2 protein-coding genes and 1 pseudogene are annotated in these 2,730 nt (G+C 63.7%); 1 reads left to right on the top strand and 2 read right to left on the bottom strand.

Annotation, left to right across the window (positions count from 1 at the left end; genetic code table 11):
• Positions 1 to 54: 54 nt before the first annotated feature.
• The gene (locus HH308_RS29190; RefSeq protein WP_170197803.1) at positions 55 to 567 is read right to left on the bottom strand and encodes a hypothetical protein; all 513 of its coding nucleotides are present in this window, start codon (positions 565 to 567) and stop codon (positions 55 to 57) included.
• Positions 568 to 1,195: 628 nt separating this feature from the next.
• Positions 1,196 to 2,167 carry an NAD(P)H-quinone oxidoreductase gene (locus tag HH308_RS29185; RefSeq protein ID WP_170197802.1) on the bottom strand — a complete coding sequence of 324 codons (972 nt, stop codon included), beginning with the start codon at positions 2,165 to 2,167 and terminating at the stop codon, positions 1,196 to 1,198.
• 408 nt (positions 2,168 to 2,575) lie between these two features.
• On the opposite strand from HH308_RS29185, the pseudogene HH308_RS30780 reads away from it, so the two are divergent.
• Positions 2,576 to 2,730, top strand: a pseudogene (locus tag HH308_RS30780) (IS1380 family transposase); the annotation flags it as partial.

Genomic DNA, 2,730 nt, shown 5'->3' with positions numbered 1-2,730 from the left:
CTAAACAGCCCCGATTCCTGTCGGGGCTGTTTGCGTCGCGGGTTTGGGTCGCGATCATTTCGGTGGTGCAGACTGCGACGTCGGAGGCTGCGCGCTTGCCCGTCGTCCGCTCACCAAACGTGCGAACCACCACAGCGCCATGGCCGCGAGCGTGAGAAACACCAGGAACAGCGCGACCATCAGTCCCCAGCCCGCACCGACAGTTGAGCCGTCGTCCGACGCCGACGAGTCACCCAGCACATGCGACGAGATATCGGTCCACAGATAGCAGATCTGCAGAAAGGAGATTGCGGCTAGTGCCACCGCTGCTGCGGCGGCGATCATGGCGAATTTGTCGAGCACGAGAAATACCGCGGCAATGAAGATCAGTACCGCGAGAATGGTTGTCAAGATGGCAGGCGAGGGTGGTGACCACGTCGCGTCGAGGCCGGGTACCTTCACTCCCGACAACGTTCCACCGTTCAATTTGAGAGTGCCGAAGCCGGAATTCGTCACATTCACGCCGGAATTGTCGACGGTTCCCCACGTTCCGAAACCGACAAGAATCGTCAACACTTGCAGAGTCATCACCACTACGCCCAGGATTCGTCCGGACTTCGCGGGCAATTTTCCTGATTTCGAAGGCTTCGGAGTAGCTGTCTGCTGATTCGTCATGGGCGGTATCTGCTGATATGGCCCCTGCCCCATTGGCTGGCCCGGCCCCATTGGTTGGCCCGAACCCTGCGGCATCGGACCCGGTGGCCGGTAGTCGGGAGGCGGACCGGGCGGCCGGTACCCAGGCGGTGGTGGTCCCTGAAATTGTTGCCGCGGCCCGACGTTGGGCGGCGGTGGCTGTTGCGGCCTGGGGCTGGGCTGACGGATGAACTGAGTGGTGCCTTCGACCGGATTCGACGACGGGCCCGGGGGCTGCTCGCGTGGCCCGACGTCGGGTTGCTGCGGTTGCGGTCGTGGGTTAGGTTGGCGAATGAACTGAGTGGTGCCGTCGACCGGATTCGACGACGGTTCCGACCCGCCGCGTCGATCGGGTGGCGGAAAAGGTGGCTGTTGATTTGTCATATGGTGAACGTACTGCGGGTCAATTGCCGGTGGCCAGAGAAATCATCGAATACGAATGGTCATATCGGCGCTTTGAACTACAAGCTTCGCAATTGAGTCCAATGGTGCAATTCGCATCGACGCCGCATTACGCGTCGACTCAGCCCGCGACGTCGAGGAGTACCTTTCCGGTCGCCTCGCCCCGCTCCAGACACTGTTGCGCGGCTGCGGCGTCGTCGAAGGAAAATACTTGCGAGACAATCGGTTTGATGGATCCGCCGGCGATCAGCGGCCACGTGACGGCGAGCGTGTTCGCGACGATCTCGGCTTTGCCGCCGGGGCCGTCGACCGGTCGAGCGCGCAGTGTGGTGCCGATGATCGACGCACGCTTGGCCATCAGCGCGCCGATGTTGAGTTCGCCCTTGACCCCGCCCTGCATGCCGATGATGACCATGCGGCCGCCGGTGCGCAGGGCAGAGACGTTCTGGCCCAGGTACTTCGCACCGATGATGTCAAGGATGACGTCGGCACCGCCGAGGTCGGTGAGCACTTTCGCGAAGTCGTCGTCGCGGTAGTTGATGGCGATGTCGGCGCCGAGGTCCAGACAGGTCCGCAGCTTCTCCGCCGACCCCGCGGTGACTGCGACACGTGCCCCGAGTGCCTTGGCCAATTGGATTGCGTGCGTACCGATTCCGCTGGCGCCGCCGTGGATGAGCAGGGTCTCGCCTGCGGCGAGGTGTGCAGCCATCACGACGTTGGACACTATCGTGCAGGCGACCTCCGGCAGTGCCGCGGCGCTTCGTAGGTCGACGCCGTACGGAATCGGAAGGACCTGCGCGGCGGGTACATTCACGTACTCGGCGTAGCCGCCGCCCGCGAGTAGCGCACATACCTGATCGCCGACCGACCAACCGACGACGTCGAGACCGACTGCGACGATTTCGCCGGAGACCTCCAACCCGAGTACATCGCTCGCGCCGGGCGGCGGCGGGTAGTAGCCCTGGCGTTGCATCAGATCGGCGCGGTTGAGACCCGCGGCGACGACCTTGATCAGCACCTCGCCGCCCGCGGGTTCCGGAGTGGGTCGCTCGACGACGACGAGTTCGGAGTTCTCAGCAACGATGGCGCGCATGGTGTCGAGCCTACGGCCCGAGGATGGGTCGCGGGGGAGCCAGGCGGGTGTCCCGCTTCGGTTGGGGCTCAATCAAACGCAGTGCCTGTGTGGAGCGAGGCTCGGCCGAGCCTGTTCAACCGATCGATGGCCCGGTCGATCCCCGCAGTTGCGCCCAATGTGGCCGCTCAGCGAGCGGCACCACCGCGCCAGGCCAACCACTCCGCGACGCGGGGCCCAGTCGCCGAAGTGCGGACGCATCGAGCTGACCGCTTCATCGCTGAAGTAGGGATTGCCGCTTGGAAGGTTGCGAGCTTAACCTCGGGCTTTCACGCTGATTTCGTGTCGTGAACGAAGAATGGTGCCCTGACCTGGGATAATTCGACTTGCGAAGGTCTGAATTACCTATGATCGAGGAGCACCATTCAGGTGAGTAAGTCTACGTCGCCGTACCCGTTGTTGTCTGCTGATGGCACCGGAACCGGGGTGGTGTCGCATGCCGGCGCTACGGTGATCCTGCGGGCCGCGGAGAAAACGGGGCTGATCAGCCGGTTGTCGGAGGCGTTGGCGCCGTGGCGTAAACC

The sequence above is a fragment of the Gordonia asplenii genome, from assembly GCF_012933505.1.
GTDB classification, from domain to species: domain Bacteria; phylum Actinomycetota; class Actinomycetes; order Mycobacteriales; family Mycobacteriaceae; genus Gordonia; species Gordonia asplenii.
This window is presented reverse-complemented; position numbering and strand designations above follow the sequence as displayed.

What these genes read in the sequence shown, in the direction of transcription:
- HH308_RS29190 (WP_170197803.1), bottom strand. Translation starts at nt 567, where the DNA reads ATGACTCTGCAAGTGTTGACGATTCTTGTCGGTTTCGGAACGTGGGGA.
- HH308_RS29185 (WP_170197802.1), bottom strand. Translation starts at nt 2,167, where the DNA reads ATGCGCGCCATCGTTGCTGAGAACTCCGAACTCGTCGTCGTCGAGCGA.